Annotated in this window: 16 protein-coding genes; 7 read left to right on the top strand and 9 right to left on the bottom strand. The window is 68.1% G+C overall.

Annotated elements, in window-relative coordinates; all coding sequences use genetic code 11:
- The first annotated feature begins 219 nt into the window (after positions 1–219).
- The 3 genes from AB0L82_RS07915 to AB0L82_RS07905 all read left to right on the top strand — a co-directional run bounded on the left by AB0L82_RS07915 (position 220) and on the right by AB0L82_RS07905 (position 2,377).
- Positions 220–642 (top strand): anti-sigma factor, encoded by a 423-nt coding sequence (locus AB0L82_RS07915; protein ID WP_364632525.1) that lies wholly within the window; start codon positions 220–222, stop codon positions 640–642.
- Positions 643–875: 233 nt separating this feature from the next.
- Entirely contained in the window at positions 876–1,664 is a 789-nt protein-coding gene (locus AB0L82_RS07910) for a SigB/SigF/SigG family RNA polymerase sigma factor (protein ID WP_364632839.1), read from the top strand.
- Positions 1,665–1,750: 86 nt separating this feature from the next.
- Positions 1,751–2,377 (top strand): hypothetical protein, encoded by a 627-nt coding sequence (locus AB0L82_RS07905; RefSeq protein WP_364632523.1) that lies wholly within the window; start codon positions 1,751–1,753, stop codon positions 2,375–2,377.
- 64 nt (positions 2,378–2,441) lie between these two features.
- On the opposite strand, the gene AB0L82_RS07900 is transcribed toward AB0L82_RS07905, so the two are convergent.
- The 6 genes from AB0L82_RS07900 to AB0L82_RS07875 all read right to left on the bottom strand — a co-directional run bounded on the left by AB0L82_RS07900 (position 2,442) and on the right by AB0L82_RS07875 (position 8,876).
- The gene (locus AB0L82_RS07900) at positions 2,442–3,866 is read right to left on the bottom strand and encodes a transcription antitermination factor NusB (RefSeq protein WP_364632521.1); all 1,425 of its coding nucleotides are present in this window, start codon (positions 3,864–3,866) and stop codon (positions 2,442–2,444) included.
- 821 nt (positions 3,867–4,687) lie between these two features.
- Entirely contained in the window at positions 4,688–5,611 is a 924-nt protein-coding gene (fmt, locus tag AB0L82_RS07895) for a methionyl-tRNA formyltransferase (protein WP_364632519.1), read from the bottom strand.
- Positions 5,611–6,171, bottom strand: coding sequence for a peptide deformylase (gene def, locus AB0L82_RS07890; RefSeq protein WP_364632517.1), 561 nt, complete (start codon positions 6,169–6,171; stop codon positions 5,611–5,613). Before def ends, fmt begins: the two co-directional genes overlap by 1 nt.
- An 86-nt stretch (positions 6,172–6,257) precedes the next feature.
- Positions 6,258–7,298: an alpha/beta fold hydrolase gene (locus AB0L82_RS07885; protein ID WP_364632515.1), complete on the bottom strand. Its 1,041-nt coding sequence runs from the start codon at positions 7,296–7,298 to the stop codon at positions 6,258–6,260.
- 60 nt (positions 7,299–7,358) lie between these two features.
- Positions 7,359–7,982, bottom strand: coding sequence for a PadR family transcriptional regulator (locus AB0L82_RS07880; protein WP_364632837.1), 624 nt, complete (start codon positions 7,980–7,982; stop codon positions 7,359–7,361).
- A 198-nt stretch (positions 7,983–8,180) separates the two neighbouring features.
- Positions 8,181–8,876 carry an HAD-IA family hydrolase gene (locus tag AB0L82_RS07875; RefSeq protein ID WP_364632513.1) on the bottom strand — a complete coding sequence of 232 codons (696 nt, stop codon included), beginning with the start codon at positions 8,874–8,876 and terminating at the stop codon, positions 8,181–8,183.
- Between the two features lie 87 nt (positions 8,877–8,963).
- On the opposite strand from AB0L82_RS07875, the gene AB0L82_RS07870 reads away from it, so the two are divergent.
- Positions 8,964–9,764, top strand: coding sequence for an ATP-binding cassette domain-containing protein (locus AB0L82_RS07870; RefSeq protein ID WP_364632511.1), 801 nt, complete (start codon positions 8,964–8,966; stop codon positions 9,762–9,764).
- 48 nt (positions 9,765–9,812) lie between these two features.
- On the opposite strand, the gene AB0L82_RS07865 is transcribed toward AB0L82_RS07870, so the two are convergent.
- Positions 9,813–10,385, bottom strand: a complete 573-nt coding sequence (locus tag AB0L82_RS07865) for a TetR/AcrR family transcriptional regulator (RefSeq protein WP_364632509.1) — start codon at positions 10,383–10,385, stop codon at positions 9,813–9,815.
- Between the two features lie 74 nt (positions 10,386–10,459).
- Between AB0L82_RS07865 and AB0L82_RS07860 the strand changes: the two genes are divergently transcribed.
- The 3 genes from AB0L82_RS07860 to AB0L82_RS07850 are packed head-to-tail and all read left to right on the top strand — an operon-like array spanning position 10,460 to position 12,239.
- Positions 10,460–11,305, top strand: coding sequence for an NAD(P)H-binding protein (locus AB0L82_RS07860; RefSeq protein ID WP_364632507.1), 846 nt, complete (start codon positions 10,460–10,462; stop codon positions 11,303–11,305).
- A 51-nt stretch (positions 11,306–11,356) separates the two neighbouring features.
- Positions 11,357–11,788, top strand: a complete 432-nt coding sequence (locus AB0L82_RS07855; protein WP_364632505.1) for a hypothetical protein — start codon at positions 11,357–11,359, stop codon at positions 11,786–11,788.
- Positions 11,789–11,798: 10 nt separating this feature from the next.
- A complete protein-coding gene (locus tag AB0L82_RS07850) occupies positions 11,799–12,239 on the top strand; it encodes a MarR family winged helix-turn-helix transcriptional regulator (RefSeq protein ID WP_364632503.1) in 441 nt (146 codons plus the stop codon).
- Positions 12,240–12,302: 63 nt separating this feature from the next.
- Here AB0L82_RS07850 and AB0L82_RS07845 read toward each other — a convergent pair whose 3' ends face one another.
- Positions 12,303–15,137 carry a primosomal protein N' gene (locus tag AB0L82_RS07845; RefSeq protein WP_364632835.1) on the bottom strand — a complete coding sequence of 945 codons (2,835 nt, stop codon included), beginning with the start codon at positions 15,135–15,137 and terminating at the stop codon, positions 12,303–12,305.
- A gap of 93 nt (positions 15,138–15,230) precedes the next feature.
- Positions 15,231–16,445, bottom strand: coding sequence for a methionine adenosyltransferase (gene metK / locus AB0L82_RS07840; protein WP_364632501.1), 1,215 nt, complete (start codon positions 16,443–16,445; stop codon positions 15,231–15,233).
- Between the last annotated feature and the right edge of the window lie 49 nt (positions 16,446–16,494).

Below are 16,494 nucleotides of genomic sequence, written 5' to 3'. Positions count from 1 at the left end.
GCCCGGCCGCCCAGCTATCGCACCGGCGGAGATCGGCACTCGCCCAGCGAACCCGGCCGCCGATCGCGGCTGAGGGTGACCAGACCGTTCGTCAGCACCGAGCGGCTACCCGTGGCAGCCCGCCGGCGAACTCGATCGAGCGGGGTGAGCACGGATCCGGGTGGTGGATCGCGGCCATTGCGCTGATTGCGGGGCGCGGAAATGGGTAGCCTAGTGCAGGTGATCAACATTTCGGCGGAAAAAGGGGTCCGCGCCACACCGGTCGAGATCGGTGTCGCCGCGTCCGTCTCCCAGTTGCCCATCGTGCGCGGACTCGCCGAAACCCTGGTGCTACTCAGTGAATTCACCCTGGACGAGGTAGCCGACATCCGGCTCGCCGTGGACGAGGCCGCCTCCACGGTCATCGCACTGGCCGTACCCGGGTCGACACTGCAGTGCGTGTTCACCGTGGGTGACAGCGATTTGGTGATTCGGGTCAGCGGAATCGCAGGCTCGGAAGGGTTGCCGAATCAGCACAGCTTCGGCTGGCACGTACTGCGCACCCTGGCCGATGAGGTGACGGCCAGCCAGGGCGCATACGATCCGGCAATCTCCGGATACCCGACGACGGTGGAGTTCCGGCGGGTCCGAGGGAAGGCGTAGTGACCGACGAGGACATGGTGTTCGCCTCGCCAGACGCGTCGCAGCCCGATTCGCCCGATTCCGAGCACAGCGCCGCCGAAACCGCTGCCGCCGCAACGAAATCCCCGCAGGACACCACGGCCGCGGACGCTGCCTCGGCTGCCGCCGCCGCGCAGGACGCGTCGACCGGCACCGAGGACGACGCCGAGAACAACGAAGCGGCCGAGAGCGATGACGCGGTCGACGCCGAGGAAATCGAAGAGGTCGCCGAGGAAGTCGCGCGCAGCGGCTCCGGATACGACGATGTGGCAGCGCTGTTCGAGCAATTGGCCGCCACCGAACCGGATTCCGCGCGCCGCGCCGCACTACGCGGCCAGCTGATCAACCGGTGCATACCGCTCGCCGATCACATCGCCCGCAAATTCAGCGGACGCGGTGAACCCTTCGACGATCTCACCCAGGTCGCCCGGGTCGGCCTGGTGCACGCGGTGGACCGATTCGATATCGGGCGCGGCTCCAACTTCCTGTCCTTCGCGGTGCCCACCATCATGGGCGAGGTCCGCAGATACTTCCGTGACAACACCTGGGCCATGCGAGTTCCACGGCGGGTCAAGGAAACTCACCTGCGCATCGGCGCGGCCATCGACGCGCTCTCCCAGCAGCTCGGCCGCTCCCCCACCGCCAAGGAGATCGCCGCCCAACTCGGCATCGATCCGGATGAGGTGACCCAGGCCGTCATCGCCGGAAACGCCTACCAGCCCAGCTCCATCGACGCGGTCTCGGTCGGTCGCGATACCGAGGCATCACTGCTGGACACCCTCGGCGAGGAGGAATCCCAATTCGATCGGGTCGAGGAGTACGTGGCCATCCGGCCGCTGCTCGCCGGACTGCCCGAACGCGAGCGGCGCATCCTCACCATGCGGTTCTTCGAATCCATGACCCAGACCCAGATCGCCCAGCAGATGGGGATCTCACAAATGCATGTGTCCCGAATCCTCGCGAAAACCCTTGCGCGCCTGCGGGAGCAGTCCGCCCGCGAGTGAGTGCCGGGCAAGCAATGGGCTTGCCTGCGCCCGCCGCCGGTGGAACGATCGAGGCCACTCGGCACGCACCGCAACCTGGCGGGACCATGACGCAGTACCGCGATCAGCACATCGTGAATCAGATCGACCAGCTCGTGAACGAACAGCTGGCCGACGGCGAACCACGCACCGGCTACGACTACGGCGATCCGGATTTCCCGCGCTGCCCGCACCCCTGGTGCGATGAGGAATGGCATGGGCTGCCGATCACCACGCGCATGGCCGAAATGCGGTGGCGCGGTGAGGTGGATCCCGGATACCGATATCCCGATGATCAGTCGCCGGTGCTGTGCCCCGGATCCGATGATCCGGGCGATTTCACACCCGCCGATCGGTTCCGGGCGCTGGCCGAACTGCGGCATACGGTGTCGGCGGCGCGCACCATCACCCGGCGCACCCGCACCCAGCCGCAATGGTGGTGCTGCTTCCATATCGCGGATCTGACCATCAACTCGGTGGTTCGGTACGGCAGTGGGCGGCCGCAGCGATTCCTCGAGGTGAATGGCGAAACCATCGAGCTGATACCGGATTCCGATGGCAGCTGCATGCTCGGGCGCACCGATCTCGGACCGGATGACACCGAGCGGCCGCAGTGGATGGCGATCCGCTGCCGCCGCGCGCCACGGGCGGGCGTATGGGTGTCGTGGCGGCCGAATCCGCCCGCGCGGCAATGAAGAAGACGCACGACTGAAAATGCGGCCCGCGATTCACGGGCCGCATTTCTCGACTACATCCGATTCATTCCAGCGGTTTGCGCAGGGCCGCGACGAACATGGCGTCGGTGCCGTGGCGGTGCGGCCACAGCTGTGCGCCCGGGCCGTCGCCGAGATCCGGTACGCCCGGGAGCAATTCGCGGGTGTCCAGCTGTTCGGCGCCGGTGCGGCGCACCATATCGGAGACTACCGAAACCGTCTCCGGGAGGTGCGGGGAACAGGTCGAGTAGACGACCACGCCACCGGGGCGGACCAGATCCCATGCGGCGCTGAGCAATTCGCGCTGCAATTTGACCAGATCCTTGACGTCCGAGGGCTGCCTGCGCCAGCGCGCCTCCGGGCGACGACGCAGCGCGCCGAGTCCGGTGCACGGGGCGTCGACCAGGATTCGGTCGTAGCCCGGGGTGAGTCCGCTCTCGCGGCCGTCGGCGATATGGATATCGACCGGCAGCCCACGCGCCGCCTGCCGCACCAGGTCGGCGCGATGTTCGGCGGGCTCGACAGCGTCGATGTGGAAGCCGTCGATATCGGCGATCGCGCCCAGCAGTGCGGTCTTACCGCCCGGTCCGGCACACAGATCCAGCCAGCGGCCGCCATCGGGGCCCTCCAGGGGTGCGCGCGTAACCGCAAGGGCGACAAGCTGACTGCCCTCGTCCTGCACGGCGGCCATACCCTCGCGCACCGGCTCCAGCTTGCCCGGATCGCCACTCTCGAGATAGACGGCGTACGGCGACCACTTACCTTCCTCGCCACCGCTGACCAGCGCCAACTCCTCGGCACTGATCTCACCCGGCCGGGCGACAAGATGCACGGTGGGCCGGGCGTCATCGGCCGCGAGCACCTCCTGCAACTCCCCCGCCCGCGCACCGAGCGCATCGGCGAACGCCTGCGCGATCCACACCGGATGCGCGTACTCGAAAGCCAAGTGCCCCAGCGTGTCCTGCGGCGCGAGCTGCTCGACCCATTCCTCGGCCGTCTTCTCCGCCACCCGCCGCAGCACCGCGTTCACGAAACCCGCACGCCCCGCGCCATATTCGGCCCGAGCCAGCGCGACCGAGGTATCCACCGCCGCATGCGCCCCGATCCGGGTCCGCAACAGCTGATAGGTCCCCAACCGCAAAGCATCCAGCAGCGGCCCATCGATCTCCTCGACCGACCGCCCCGCGCCCGCCTCGATCACCGCATCCAACAACCCCAGCGACCGCGCCGCCCCATAGGTCAACTCGGTAGCCAGCGCGGCATCGCGCCCACTGATCTTCCGCTCCCGCAACAACCCCGGCAGCACCAGATTCGCGTAAGCATCCCGCTCCCGCACCGCCCGCAACACATCCCGGGCGACAACCCGCACCGGATCCACCCCGTGCACGGCCGCGACGGACTTCCCGCCCGCGGCACCGGACTTGGACCCACCGGACTTACCACCCGACGGGCGTGACTTCGCGCCCGTCACACCGGACTCGCGACCACCCGAAGCGGATTTGCGGCTCGCACCGCCTCCACCGGCGGAGTTGCCCCGCGCGGTCCCGGATTCCCGCCGAGGTGCGCCGGATCGCGTTTCCCCCGAACCGAAGTCGCCGCCGGTCCCACGTGATCCGGCAACGTCCGCGTCGAATCCGCGGTCTGCCCGGCCCGAGCCGGCACGCCGATCTTCGCGCCCCGCAAGGGATTCCCGCTTTCCACGGGGGCGGTCACTCCCGCCACCTCGACTGCTCGGCGAATCCCCGAAGGAAGAGGCACCGGACCTCCCACCTGTGGCGCGGGAATCTTGGCGGCCCGATTCACCGGTACGCCGCTCATCGGATGCACGATTCCCGCCGGTGCGGGTTCCACCGGAGCGTTCGGAGGTGCCGCGCGGCGAATCGGGCTTGCCCGCGGTGTAGGAGCGCTTGGTGTCGCTGTCGGGGCGCGCCGACTTGTATTGGCGGGAGCCGCCGGCGTTGTCGCCGCGGTTCGGCTCGCCGGATGGGGTGGCGGGCTTGCCGTAGGGCGCGTTGGCCGCGCGTGGACGCCAGTCGCGGCGCACGGGCTTGGCGGGGCGGTCGTCGCGACCGGCTCGAGCGCCGCTGTTATCGCGACGGTCGGTACCGGCGGAACGAGGTATGCCCGTATCGCGGCGGTCGGTGCCGCCGGTGCGGGCGGTTCCGCTGTCTCGGCGGTCGGTGCCGCTGGTGCGGGGAGCGCCGTTGTCGCGGCGCCGGCTGTTTCCGTCGGCGCGGCTTGCGCTTTGGCGGAGGCTGCGTTTGCCGGTGGAATCGTCCCGCTCGGGGCGGGTCATTCGGTAACCGCGCCGGGCTGGAGGCGGGCGCCGCGCGCCCAGTCGAGGGCAGGCATCATGCGCTTTCCTTGGGGTTGGACCTCGGTGAGGCGGACGGCTGTGGTGGCGGTGCCGATGAAGACGCCCGACTTGCGGACCTCGATCTCGCGTACGGGGAGGGTTTCCTCCACCATTTCGACGGGGCCGAGCTTGATGCGCTTACCGTCGACCTCCGTCCAGGCTCCGGGGTTGGGGGTGACCGCGCGAATACGGCGGTTGATGGCGAGGGCGGGCTCGTCCCAGCGCACGCGGCCCGCTTCGACTTCCACCTTGGGTGCGTAGGAAACGCCGTCGGCGGATTGCGGAACCAATTGCAGCGCACCGGCTTCCACCCCGTCGAGGGTGGATTCCAAAAGGTGCGCGCCACTTTCGGCGAGACGCTCGAGCAGAATGCCCGAAGTATCGGTGACCCGGACCTTTTCGGTGACGGTGCCGAACACCGGCCCGGTATCGAGGCCCTTCTCGATCAGGAAGGTGGACGCGCCGGTGATCTCGTCACCGGCCAGGATCGCCGCCTGCACCGGGGCCGCGCCACGCCAAGCGGGCAGCAGCGAGAAATGCAGGTTGATCCACCCGTGCCGGGGAATCGCCAGCACCCGCTCGGGCAGCAGCGCACCGTATGCCACCACCGGGCAGCAATCCGGCGCGAGCTCGGTCAATTGCTCGATGAATTCGGGTTCGGACGGCTTACGCGGTGTGAACACCGGAATCCCGTACTCATCGGCGAGCAGTCCGATGGGCGAACGCGTCACCTTGCGCCCGCGCCCGGCCACCGCGTCCGGCCGGGTCACCACCCCGACCACTTCGTGCCGCTCCGATTCGATGAGCCGCCGCAGCGACGGCACCGCCGGTTCGGGCGTGCCAGCGAAGACCAAGCGCATCAACGACTCCGTTCCCTGGTGCGACGGCCGCCGCCGATCTCGGACGCGGCCAGCACCGTGATTCCCTGTGTGAACCAAGACGATTCACGCAGGGTGCGCATCGCCTCCTTACGCACGGCCGGATCGAGCCGCTGCAGGAACAGCACACCGTCGAGATGATCGGTCTCATGCTGTACGCATCGGGCCAGCAGCCCTTCCGCCCGGAACTCGACCGCCGCGCCGTCCATATCGACGCCGCGCGCGATCACCGTATTGGCCCGCGAAACATCTTCGCGCACACCGGGAATCGACAGGCAGCCCTCCGGCCCGATCTGCGTCTCGTCACCGACGACCTCGAACACCGGATTGATCAGATGCCCTTGCGCGTCCCCGGTGTCGTACACGAACACCCGCAACCCCACCCCGATCTGCGGCGCGGCCATGCCGACCCCACCGCTCTCGTACATGGTGTCGAGCAGATCGGTCACCAACTGACGCACCTGGGGATCGAAGGTCTCGACCTCCGCCGCGCGAGCGCGCAGGATCGGATCGCCGAACAGGCGGACGGGCTGGATGGTCACGGACTACTCCCGGTGCGAACGAATACGGTCGTCTCATTTTACGGATAAGAACGAACCGCCACGCCGCGCACCGGGCCGCGACCACCTCAGGAATGTGCCGCCAGCACCACTTCACTGATACCGGTGCCCAGCGCGACCGGCACGCAGGCCGGTGTCACCGCATGGTCCGGATCGAGCGCATTGCGCACCAACTGCTGCACATATGGGTCGTAGACCTCGTGGAAGTGTCCGGTCTTGTTCACCGCGCACAGGTCCTGCAACACCACATTGGTCGCGTCGGCACCGCGCAGGGCGATGTTCTCGAAGGGCTGGATCATCTCATCGACCCGGCTGCCGATTGTGGTGTAGCGCACGCCGGGGACGGTGTCACCACCCGCGTTCAGCTCGGTGATGAACGCCGAACCGGCCGCCTGCTGGACCGCCGCGACGGAACTGAACAGTTCGGCAACGGTGTACAGCGCGGGCACCTGCTGAGCCACGGGCACCAGGCCGTACATGACACCGCCGTAGCTGGGTGAGGCCACGCCGACCCACTGGCCGACCTTGGCCGCACCGTCGAGTTTGTTGATGAAATAGCGAGTTACGCTGGCGCCCTGCGAGAATCCGACCATATCGACCTTGGCGGCCCCGGTCGCGGCGAGCACCTGATCGACGAACGCTCCGATCTGCGCCGAACTGGCCCACACATCCTCGGTGCCGTAGCTCTTACCGCCCGGCTTACCGCCGTAGTTCACCGCGAAAACACAGAATCCGGCCTGCACGAGTTGCGGGCCGATGACCGAGAAGTCGGAATAGGCCGAGGAATCTGTGCCGTGTGCCAGAACCACCGGACGCGGATGGTCAGCGTTCGGCTTGCACGCGAAGTTGTTCGTCCCCTCCGGCGTCGCGTTCGGATGCAGCTTCAAATAGTTGGCGGCCGCGAGCGGACCGTCCTGCGGCGGGCCGGGTTCGGTCGGCACCACCGGCGGCAGAAAGAAGATCGTCCCTGCCACCGGCTGCCCCGAGGGCTGTGCCGCCGATTCGACCGGCATCGCCGTCATACCCGCAATAACCCCGAGCACCATCACCCCGACCGGTGCGACGCTGCGCAACAGCGACTTTCGCGACCGGCTCCTCCGAATTCCCATATAGGAATGATCGCTTGTGAGCGGTCACAATGCCTACCAGGTTGCGGTGTTGTGACCCCACTACTTTTCGGGTGTGTCGTCTTCGGCGAGGATCCGGTAGAGCGACCGGCGCGCCTCGGTGAGTACCTCCGCGGCCTTGGCGGCCTGATCCGGTGTGCCCGCCGCGGCGACCTGAGCGGCCGCACCCATGAGCTGACCGATCAGCGCGCGCAGATCGAGCGCCTGATCGCCGACGCCGTCCTTGACGTCCTGCCAGGGATCGCCCAGTTCAGCGCGGTTCTCCTCCAGATACGCGGTACCGGCCTCGGTGAGCTTGGCGGTCTTGCGACCGGCCACCTTCTCGATGATGACCAAACCCTCGTCCTCGAGCTGCGACAGCGCGGGGTAGATGGAACCCGGGCTCGGACGCCATACGTCCTGGCTCTTCTCGCGGATCTGCTGGATCAGCTCGTAGCCGTGCATGGGCCGCTCCTGCAGCAGCAGCAGGATGGCGGCGCGGACATCACCGCGACGACCACGTCCACCGCGACCGCGTCCACGACCGAAGTGCGGGCCGCCACCGGGACCGAAACCACCCGGGCCGAAACCGCCGGGACCGAATTCCGGACCGAAACCACGGCCGTGACCGTGGCGATGCGGACCGTTCTCACGCGGGCCGAATTCGCCGCGTCCACCGCGTCGCATCCGCGGGTGTTCGGGGCCCTGCTGCTCATCGCTACGCAGTCGCCGCCAGGGCCCGCGGCCCCTGTTGTCAAAGTTCTCCATGCGTTCCATGGTGTGCCTCCTCAAGGCTTCGTCGTTGTTCTTGACGCTATCAACGATATATCGGCAATCTGTCGCCAGCAAGTGTGTCCTGGGACACGAACCTGCCGGTTTGGTTGGTTAGGCGGGACGGGCGATCAAACCGCGCGAGGCGACGATATCGCGCAGGGCGCTCGGGCGATCCAGCACCGACACCGGATCCACCAGCGCGAACTCGCAGCCGAGAGCCGTTGCGCCGCCGTCGGCTTCGGCGCTGTCACCGATCATCAGAGCCCGCCCGGGGGCGACGCCCAGGCTGGTGAGAGCGGATTCGAAGATGCGCGGGTCCGGCTTCACCGCACCCACTTCGAAGGAGAGGGTGAACTCGTCGATATAGCCGTCCCAGCCCCGGCTGCTGAATGCCGGGCGGATATCCCAGGCGATATTGCTGACGATGGCCACCGGCACACCGCGTTCATGAAGTGCGTGCAGGACCTCACCGGTATCGGGGTAGGGGGTCCACATCACCGCGTCGAGCATGCGCTCGTAGATCTGCGTGGCCGGCACCTCCGGCACACCCTTGCGGGTGAGGGTCTGCATATAGGCGATGCGATGCAGGGCGGGATCGAGATCCCTTCGCTCCCAAGCGTATTGACCCTCCTCGTCGAGTTCGACGAATTGGCCGACCGGGGCGGTCATCGCGCGCATGATGGCGGCGACCTCGTGGGTATCGAGGGGACGACCGTCGCCGTCGGTCAGATCGGCGTTCTGGTATTCCGATTCCTCGAATCGGAATACGGTGCCGGAGAAGTCGAAGAGAACCGCCTCGATCGCCATATCGCCACCCTACACAGCGGGTTTCCGGCGCACTGTGGCGTTGCTCGCACTCCTCAACTTGTCTGAGGACTTTGCTACGGTTGTGGGATGACGGACTACCCGGTGCTCCAGGTCGACGCGGTCGATGTCGTGCGGGATGGAAACGCTATCCTGCAAGCGGTTTCATTGACCGTGCGCGCGGGCGAACACTGGGCGCTGCTGGGGCCGAACGGGGCGGGTAAGACCACCCTGCTGCGCATGCTGGGGGCCTTCGAGCATCCCACGCGCGGGAGCGTGGAAGTGCTCGGCAAACGCCTCGGGCGGGTGGATATGCGCGAATTGCGCACGGCCATCGGGCATGTCGACCCGCGGCATGCGCCGCGCAGTCCATTGACAGTGCACGAGGTCGTGCTGACGGGCATCACCAATACCGCGGAGCTGGTGCCGCGCTGGCAGCCCAGCGCCGAACAGCTCGCCGAAGCCGATCGGCTGATCGAGATGCTCGGCCTCGCACATCGGCATGACGCGCCCTGGCCGATTCTGTCGCAGGGGCAGCGCGGGCGAGCGCTCATCGCACGCGCGCTCATGCCGAGACCGCGACTGCTGCTGTTGGACGAGCCCGCCACCGGGCTCGATCTCGCTGGGCGCGAACAACTTCTGGAGCGAATCGACCTGCTTCAGCATGCGCACCCCGAGCTCGCGTCGGTGCTGGTCACTCACCATCTCGAGGAGCTCCCGCCGGGGGCCACGCATGCCATGCTGCTGCGCGATGGTCGCGCCCTGGTGAGCGGACGCGTTGATGAGGTGGTCACGACCGAGCACATCAGCGACGCCTTCGATCACCCCGTGCGGATCGTTCGCTCGGACGGCCGCTGGAGTGTGCGCCCGGCGCAACCCACGCTGAGCTGAGCCGACTCTCCCACAACCCAATTCCAGGGCTCGGAGAATTGCGGGCGCTCAAGCCAGGGAATCGATCCAGCGCTCCAGGCGCTGCCCCTCCCCCGCCATCATGTCCGGATCGCGGAATGTGTTGGTGAGCAGTGAGATTCCCTGATAGGACGCGAAGAGCGCGACCGCGAGTTCCCGGGCATCGTCGCGACCCATTGCCGCGAACTGGGATTCGATCCAGTCCAGCAGGCCGCGCATGACGTCGGCCAGCTCCTGATCCAGGCCGTCGGCGCGCTTATCCAGTTCGGTGGCGAGACTGCCGGAGGGGCAACCGAATTGGACGGCGGTATCGCGCTGATCGACCCAGCCGCGCACCAGCGCCTTGAGTCGCTCGGCCGGGCTGTCGAACTGCTCCAGGGCCGCGATGATCTCCTTCGCGGTGCGGTCGTGCGCGCCGATCGCCGCCTGGACCAGCTGATCCTTGGTCTTGAAGTAGTAGTAGACGTTTCCCACCGGCACCTCGGCGGCGCGCGCGATATCGGCGATGGTGGTCTTCTCCACGCCTTGTTCGTGGAAGACCTTGGCGGCCGCGTCGGCCAGCCGCTCGCGTTTACCCGCGCCGCGACCCACTGAGTTAGTCATACAACTCACTATAGACAACCGCCGGTCGAGTGCTCTACGGTCTTGTTAGTCAGTCAACTAACTCAGGAGCGGAAATGATCGTGGTAACCGGAGCAACGGGCAATGTCGGCAGCACCGTGGTTCGGATCCTCGCCGATGCGGGCGAGAAGGTGGTCGCGGTATCGCGCGGCACCAAGCCGGTGGAACTGCCCGAAGGCGTCGAGCACCGCACCGGCGATGTGGGCGATCTCGCCAGCCTGGCCGAGGTCGCGGCCGGAGCGGACGCACTGTTCCTGCTCATCACCGGTGAGCAGCTGGTATCCGGGCCCGAACCGGAGGAGATTCTCGAAACCCTTGCCGCGCAAGGTGTTCGGCGGGTGGTGTTCCTGTCCTCGCAGGGTGCGGTGACACGAGCCGAGAGCGCGGGCTATGCCCGCACCATCGCGTTCGAAAAGGCTTTGGCGGCATCGGATCTGGAGTGGACCTCGGTGCGACCGGGTGCGTTCGCCAGCAATACCTTCGCGTGGATCGAACCCGTTCGGACCCAGCGCATGGTGCCCGCACCGTTCGGGGATGTGGGGCTGCCGGTGGTCGATCCGGGCGATATCGCGGCGGTGGCAGCGGCCGCACTGCGCGAGGACGGGCATCACGGGCGGGCGTACACGGTGACGGGGCCCGCGGTGATCACGCCGCGGGAACAGGCGGAGGCGCTGGCGGCCGCGCTCGGGGAACCGCTGCGGTTCGTCGAGTTGACCCGTGACGAGGCCAAGGTCAACATGCTGCGCTTCATGCCGGAATCCGTTGCGGATCACACGCTTTCGATTCTCGGCGAGCCGACCGCGGCCGAGCAGGAGGTCAGCTCGGACGTGCAGCGCGTCCTGGGACGCCCGGCGACCAGCTACGCCGAATGGGCTCGGCGCGTCGCGCCCGCGTACCGCTGAAGCCGGCACAACCCCTTGCCGATTTAGTACGCACCTGCTTATCGTCTACATATGCATACTAAATCTGACCTCTTCTCCGACGGCACCGTGCTGATGCCGTGGAATCCCGGACCCCGCCAAGACCTCTCCGGTGACGTTTTCGTCAGCGTGACCGACTTCCTGGCGGGGTCGGACGAGGAGGTTCGAACCATCTACGAGATCGGGCTGGAACTGGGCCGGACCTGGCCGGTCATGCAGGGCGCGGTCGGGCTGTGGCTGTGGGGCAGACCCGCCGAACGGCGCGGCGGATCCATCACGGTCTGGGAATCCGAACGCGATATGCGGCGATTCGTGCGCTGGCCGGTGCACACCGCGATCGTCAAGGCGTGGCGGGGCAGGGTCGGTATTGGAACAGACTCGTGGCTGGCCGAGCGGTTCGACGCGGAACAGATTCTGACCCGCGCCGCGGACACGATCGAACGGCCGCACCGCACCGCCGCATAATCTTGTCCGCATGAGGACAACCCGCCCGGATCTGGCAGCGATGATCGTTCCCCTCGGCCGCGCGCTGATGGCGGCCGAGCAGCCGATCCTGGCGGCACACGGGGTGAGCATGTGGGCATACGTCGTACTGCTCGCCCTCGGCGAAGGACCCGCACGCGGACAGGGGGTGCTCGCCCAAGAGATCGGCGCGGACAAGACCCGCATCATCGCCGTACTCGACGACCTGCAAGCCCGCGGCCTCATCGAACGCACCCCCGACCCCGCCGACCGCCGCGCCCGCCTGCTCGCCCTCACCCCGGCCGGACGCCGACTACGTGACGCGGCCCAAGCCGATATCCAAGCCCGCGAAGACCGCCTCCTCGACCGCGTCCCAGCCGCCGACCGCCGTGGCTTTCTCAACGCGCTGACCGCACTGGCCGCGCTTCCACGTCACGAGATCACCGGCGAATAGCGGCATGCAGCCGCTGAGAAAAGCGGCAAATGCGGGCAGTGTCCGACTGGGCGGCAAGCGCTCTCAGCCGATGTCGACCGGGTCTATCTGCACGCGCAGCGGGTCGTCCGACTTATGGGTGCTGCGCACGGCCTGGGCGATGCTCAGCGCCTTGGACAGCGAGGATCCGGCCGAGCGGTCCACACGCAGGATCATGCGCTCCACTTCGGCGGGAGAATCGCCGGAGGAGAACGGCTTTCGCGCACCGGGTGGCAGTGGGACCGGGCCGAGTACCTCGACCATGTCGGGAAGCTTTGCCTCGGTGAGCAATTCGGCGATCGAATCGGCGGTACCGTCGATGGCGGCGAGGCGTACCGCGGGCGGGAACCGCACATCGATCCGCTCCCCCAGCTCGAACTGCGCGTGCCCCACCGGATCCCAGCGCAGGAACGCCTGCACGGTCGCGAGTGCCGGATCCGCCATGACGATCACCTGACCGCCGGGCCGCACCAGCGCCGCCGCGGACATCCACCGCCGCATCGCGTCCTCCGCCGCCCGCAGATCCTCACGGCCGAGCAGCGCCCAGCCGTCGAGCAGCATCGCCACCGAATACCCGCCCGGCACAGAGGGTTCCGCGCCGATAGTGGACACCACCACCTGCGCACCCTCCGGCACCGAACTCAGCACGGCCGACCCACCCGACCCGCGCACCGGCACACCAGGAAACGCCCGCCCTAACTCTTCAGCGGTCCGCGCCGCACCGATGACGACGGCCCGCAGCGCCCTGGAACCACAGGCCCCACACCGAAACGCCGCCTCGGTGATCCCGCACCACCGGCACGCCGGACTGTGCGCCATCTCCGCACCCCCGCGCGGCGTCCCAACCCCCACCGCCACGCCCAGATCAACCCGATCCCGCGCACCCCGGGCCTGCGCTCCCGTGCCGTGACCGCGCCCGCCACCATCGCGTCCGGGATTCCCCCAGCCGCCCGCGGCCGCACGGTCACCCGCGTCGGTCCGGCCGCCGGAAGATCCGCGGTCACCGGGGTCGCCCCATCCGCCTGCGGCAGCCCGGCCGCCGGAAACCCCGCGGTCACCCGGGTCGCTCCACGCGCCGGAGGCCCCGCGATCATCCGGCTGCGCCCACGCGGTGGTGTTTCCGCGCCCACCGGAACCGCGCGGGCGCGCTCCGCCGTCACGTCCTTGCGCGCCGGGACCGGGCGCACCCCAATCGTTCTCGAAATTCAGCCCCTGCTGCTCGTACTCGCCGCTCTGCTGGGGTCCCCGGTCCTGTGCGCCCGAGGCTCCCTGCGAGGCGGCGCGGACCCGACTGGCCGGACTCGCGCCGCGCTGATCAGAGGTCGTCCCGCGACCGGCACCTCGGCCCGCATCCGATGCGGCGGCGGTACCGCGCGCCGTCGTGGCTTTACCCGCCGTCGAAGCGCGGATGTTGTTGTCCGGCAAGGCCAATGGGCCGTTGCAGTGGCGACAGCGGGCCGGGGTGCGGCATTTCGAGCAGGACAGGGCGGGGATGTAGCCGCGGCGGGGAACCTGTACCAACACGGGTTCGCCCGCTGCGAGTGCGCGGCGGGCGGCCATGAACGCGGCCGCCGGGATGCGGATCGCCCGTGCCATCGGGTCGCGTTCCAGGGCGGCGTCGGTGTCTCCGGGGGCGATGAGACGAGGCATCACCTGCCGAAGCAGGCTGCGTTCGGCGAGCAGGTCATGGGCCCAACCGGATTCGACGATCGCCTGCACCTCGGCCGTGCGCGCGAAACCGGCCGCGACGAATGCCGCCCCGGTCTCGTGCGCGCGCAACATCGCCACTTCCCGCGCATGCGGATAGGGCGACCGGGGCTCCGCGTAGGTGTCATCCCCGTCATCCCAAATAGCGATGAGCCCAAGATCTTTCACCGGCGCGAACACCGAACTGCGGGTCCCGACCACCACCCGAGCAGTCCCGCGCAACGCGGCCAGCCACCGCCGATACCGCGCCGAAGGCCCCAGCCCGGCCGCCAACCCCACCGCCGACTCCCCCACCAGCGCAACACATTCCGCGAGCACCCGATCCAAATCCCGCTGATCCGGCACCATCAAAATCGCACTGCGCCCACTCCCCACGGTCGTGGCGGCCAACTCCGCCAACCGCCGAGCCCAATCCTCCCCCGGCAGCGCCTGCCAAGCCGCCCGCGGCCCCCGCCCAGCCGCCACCGCTCCGAGGAACGAATGCCCATGCGCGTACCGACCCCATTCGGGGTACAACTCCGAAACTTCCTGCCCCGCAACATCTTCAACAAGACCGGGGTTTGGTTCCGCGTCGCCCTCCACCACGTCCGACACGGATGCAGCCGGTGAAAGTTCCTCCAGCGCAACAGCAGTTGTGGGCTGTTCGGTGATGCCCGTGTCCGGTGATTCGACTGCTGCCGGAGCGGTTTCCGGGAGAGCGTCGTGTTGATCGGGCGCGCTGTCCTGGATCGGGTCGGCTGGGTCGTCGAGGTCGATCGGGGCGGGTTCGGCGGCAACGGCTTTCGCGGTGGCGGCCTTACCGCGGCGCTTCTTCGGAGTGGCGGGTTTGGGGGTCGCGCCCTCGGATTCGACTTTGGCGTGGCGGGGTGGGATGGCCAGGCGCAGGACGTCGGCTCGGGTGCCGGCGTAGCGGGCGGCGACGGCGGTGACGAGGCGCAGGATCTCCGGGGTGAGGACCTTTTCGGGGGAGACGACTCGGTCGAGGCGGACGAGTTTGCCTGTGTGGGAGGTCTTTTCGAGGCGTTCGAGAATGTAGCCGTCGATGAGGCGGCCGGAGAAGCGGACTCGGACTCGGACGCCGGGTTGGGCGTCCGAGTCGAACTCGGGGGGAACGAGGTAGTCGAAATCCCGGTCCAGGTGTGCCGGTTCGAGGAGGGGCAGGACCCGGGCGATGGGGCGGGGGGCGGCTACGACGGCGGGAGCGCCGGGCTCGGAGGTGGTCTCCGTGCTCGGCGCTCCCGTCGATGCCTGTCCCGTGTCGGCCAATTACAGACCGGCGGCGGCGCGCAACTTCTCCGCGCGGTCGGTGCGCTCCCAGGGCAGGTCCACGTCGGTGCGGCCGAAGTGGCCGTACGCGGCGGTGGGCGCGTAGATGGGGCGCAGCAGGTCCAGATCGCGGATGATCGCGCCGGGACGCAGGTCGAAGACCTCGCCGATGGCGGCCGAGATCTTGGCCGGATCGACCAGTTCGGTGCCGAAGGTCTCCACGAACAAGCCGACGGGGGCGGCCTTGCCGATGGCGTAGGCGACCTGAACCTCGACGCGCTCGGACAGACCGGCGGCGACGACGTTCTTGGCGACCCAGCGCATGGCGTAGGCGGCCGAACGGTCCACCTTCGACGGATCCTTACCGGAGAACGCACCGCCACCGTGGCGAGCCATACCGCCGTAGGTGTCGACGATGATCTTGCGACCGGTCAGGCCGGCGTCACCCATCGGACCGCCGAGCACGAACTTGCCGGTCGGGTTCACCAGCAGCCGAATGTTGGAGGTGTCCAACGGATTCGGCAGCGACAGCTCGGCGAGCACCGAGTCGACGACCTTCTCGCGGATGTCCGGGGTGAGCAGGTTGTCCAGGTCGATATCGGCCGCGTGCTGGGTCGAGATGACGACCGTGTCCAGGCGCTTGGGGGTATCGCCCTCGTATTCGATGGTGACCTGGGTCTTGCCATCGGGACGCAGGTACGGCAGCACACCGGACTTGCGGACCTCGGTCAGGCGACGGGAAAGCTTGTGCGCCAGCGAGATCGGCAGCGGCATGAGCTCGGGGGTCTCGATGGTGGCGTAACCGAACATCAGACCCTGATCGCCCGCGCCCTGGCGCGCGATGTCATCGTCCTCGCCGCCGACGCGGGCCTCGTGCGAGGTGTCCACGCCCTGCGCGATATCCGGCGACTGCGCGCCGATGGCGATGTTCACACCGCAGGACGCGCCGTCGAAACCCTTTGCGGAGGAGTCGTATCCGATCTCCAGCACCTTTTCGCGGACGATCGTCGGGATATCGACGTAGGCCGAAGTGGTGACCTCACCGGCCACGTGCACCTGGCCGGTGGTCACCAGGGTTTCCACCGCGACACGGCTGCGCGGATCGGCCGCGAGCAACGCGTCGAGGATGGAATCGCTGATGGCATCACAGATCTTGTCCGGATGACCTTCGGTCACGGACTCACTGGTGAATAGGCGGCTGCCAGACGTGCGCACAGTTGTTCCCTCTCCCTCAACGGGTTTCTCGTATCGGGCTGCCACGGTA

The sequence above is a fragment of the Nocardia sp. NPDC052001 genome (assembly GCF_040680615.1).
Lineage (GTDB): Bacteria > Actinomycetota > Actinomycetes > Mycobacteriales > Mycobacteriaceae > Nocardia.
This window is presented reverse-complemented; position numbering and strand designations above follow the sequence as displayed.

Coding starts and splice junctions, on each gene's coding strand:
- AB0L82_RS07905 (WP_364632523.1), top strand. CDS start 1,751: ATGACGCAGTACCGCGATCAGCACATCGTGAATCAGATCGACCAGCTC.
- fmt (WP_364632519.1), bottom strand. CDS start 5,611: ATGCGCTTGGTCTTCGCTGGCACGCCCGAACCGGCGGTGCCGTCGCTG.
- AB0L82_RS07885 (WP_364632515.1), bottom strand. CDS start 7,298: ATGGGAATTCGGAGGAGCCGGTCGCGAAAGTCGCTGTTGCGCAGCGTC.
- AB0L82_RS07880 (WP_364632837.1), bottom strand. CDS start 7,982: ATGCGACGCGGTGGACGCGGCGAATTCGGCCCGCGTGAGAACGGTCCG.
- AB0L82_RS07875 (WP_364632513.1), bottom strand. CDS start 8,876: ATGGCGATCGAGGCGGTTCTCTTCGACTTCTCCGGCACCGTATTCCGA.
- AB0L82_RS07870 (WP_364632511.1), top strand. CDS start 8,964: ATGACGGACTACCCGGTGCTCCAGGTCGACGCGGTCGATGTCGTGCGG.
- AB0L82_RS07865 (WP_364632509.1), bottom strand. CDS start 10,385: ATGACTAACTCAGTGGGTCGCGGCGCGGGTAAACGCGAGCGGCTGGCC.
- AB0L82_RS07860 (WP_364632507.1), top strand. CDS start 10,460: ATGATCGTGGTAACCGGAGCAACGGGCAATGTCGGCAGCACCGTGGTT.
- AB0L82_RS07855 (WP_364632505.1), top strand. CDS start 11,357: ATGCATACTAAATCTGACCTCTTCTCCGACGGCACCGTGCTGATGCCG.
- AB0L82_RS07850 (WP_364632503.1), top strand. CDS start 11,799: ATGAGGACAACCCGCCCGGATCTGGCAGCGATGATCGTTCCCCTCGGC.